This window comes from Collinsella aerofaciens, from assembly GCF_015554145.1.
GTDB lineage: Bacteria > Actinomycetota > Coriobacteriia > Coriobacteriales > Coriobacteriaceae > Collinsella > Collinsella aerofaciens_AA.
The window spans coordinates 1-2217 of record NZ_JADNHZ010000045.1; the positions used below are offsets into that span (position 1 = coordinate 1).

Below are 2217 nucleotides of genomic sequence, written 5' to 3' on the forward strand. Positions count from 1 at the left end.
CCGGTTCTCAAGGTGCACGCCTGGCGGCTGATCCGGTCCGACCGGGCCGCGCGGCAAGGAGATATATTGCCAGACCGGAGGGGCGCCGGGGGCGGGAATCTGGGCGTACACATTTCCTACACATATAAGGACTCTCGGCTGGCTGGGTAAATATAAGAGGGGACCTCGTTTCCGAGATCCCCTCTTTCGCCTATCTACAGTAATAGACTCTTAAATACCTTATGCCAGCAGCTTGCGACCGGACTCTTCAATCGCGTCAAGTGCTGCATCAGCTTCGGCGGCATCCGCGCCCTTGGCAAAGATATACAGCTTGATCTTGGGCTCGGTGCCGGAAGGACGGACGATACCCTTGTTGCCACCCTCGAGATCGAACTCAATGACATTAGCCTTCGGCAGGCCGTTCACGCAGGTGTTGTAGTCCACGACGGCCTCAATCTTGGAACCGGCGAGCTCCGCGGGCGGGTTCTCGCGCAGACCAGCCATGATGCCGGCCATCTTTGCCGCACCCTCAGCGCCCGGATAGCTCAGCGAAATCGTCTTGTTGTGATAGTAGCCATACTTCTCGTACAGCTCGTGCATCGCGTCGGCGAGGTTCTTACCCTGCAGCTTGTAATACTGAGCCATCTGGCAAATCAGCAGCGAAGTGCTCACGGCGTCCTTGTCGCGCACGTGATCACCAGCCAGATAACCGTAGCTCTCCTCAAAACCGAAGATAAAGCGATCGACTTCACCGGCATCGGAAAGCGAGGTAATGATGTCACCGATGTACTTGAAGCCCGTCAGGCAGCGACGGAGCTCAAAGCCATATTCCTCGGCCAGAGCATCGACCATGGCGGAAGAAACAATGGTAGTAACCGCGACCTTCTTAGTGAGGTCCTCGCCGCGGGCGGCACGGGTCTTGCAAATATAGTCGAGCAACAGGACGCCCATCTCGTTACCGGTCAGCAGCAGATAGTCATCGCCATTCTTAACGGCAACGCCAACACGGTCGGCGTCGGGATCGGTCGCAAGCAGCAGATCGGGGTGAACCTGCTCGCAGAGATCGATGCCCTTCTGCATGGCCTGTCGGATCTCGGGGTTAGGATACGGGCAGGTCGGGAAATCGCCGTTAGGTTCCTTCTGCTCGGGAACAACCGTGACATCAGTGATGCCAGCGCGCTCGAGCACCGTGGTGACGGGAATGAGGCCGGTACCATTCAGCGGCGTATAGACAAGCTTGAGCGGTGCGCCGGCAATCTCCTCGGCAGAAAGATTCGTAACGCCGCGAGCGAGAACGGCGTCGTAATAACGCTCGAGGCACGAGTCATCGATCCATTTGACCAGGCCCTGCTCAAGAGCCTCATCGAAGTCCATGGACTTCACACCGGTGAACGTATCGGTCTCGGCGATAGCCTTAGAAATTGCATCGGCGGCCTCGCTGGTGATCTGGCAGCCGTCGGGGCCATAGGCCTTATAGCCGTTATACGGTGCCGGGTTATGACTAGCGGTCATGCAAATGCCACCGGAGCACTTAAGATCACGGACGGCCCAGGAGAGCGTCGGCACAGGAGAAATCTTGGGATAAACGAGGGCAGTCACGCCGTTTGCTGCAAGAATGGCAGCCGTCGTCTTAACGAACAGCTCACCTTTATTGCGGCTATCGCGAGCGATGGCAACCGTTGGATGCTCGAAGGTCGCATTGAGGTAGTCAGCGAATCCCTGGGTCGCACGACCGACCGTATAGATATTCATACGGTTAGTGCCCGCACCGATAGTGCCGCGAAGGCCGGCAGTACCGAAGGCGAGATCTTGGAAGAAAGCATCGGTGATGGCGTCCTCATCACCCTGCTCCTTCATCGTGTTAAGCTCAGCGAGGAGCTCCTCGTCCTTGACATTGGCAATCCAAGTATCAAGCAGCTCATGAACATCTGCCATGTGAGTCCTTCCTTCACAATCAATAAAACGACCCGTGTAAAACAGGACAAGCGCAGCAGTGCGCTAAAGCAAATATTAGTCCATTGAGAACAGAGAACCGACCAAAGAACGGTGAACGTCTATATTCAGCGGTGGATGATTAAATTGATTTAATTGCATAAGGAATGTTGCCCGTAAACGCAAAAAAGGGGGAGGCCGCGAGGCCTCCCCCTTTTTCAGTTTCGATGACGGCTCGGTGCCGTCCACCGGTCAGCGGCGCCCTGGCCTCCCACGGGCTGGCCCCGCAGTACTCTCGGCGCGATG

Annotated in this window: 1 protein-coding gene; it reads right to left on the reverse strand. The window is 56.7% G+C overall.

Going from position 1 to position 2217, the window contains the following annotated elements; all coding sequences use genetic code 11:
- Positions 1–219: 219 nt before the first annotated feature.
- The gene (locus tag I2E13_RS10840; RefSeq protein WP_055252695.1) at positions 220–1914 is read right to left on the reverse strand and encodes a phospho-sugar mutase; all 1695 of its coding nucleotides are present in this window, start codon (positions 1912–1914) and stop codon (positions 220–222) included.
- Positions 1915–2217: the final 303 nt, after the last annotated feature.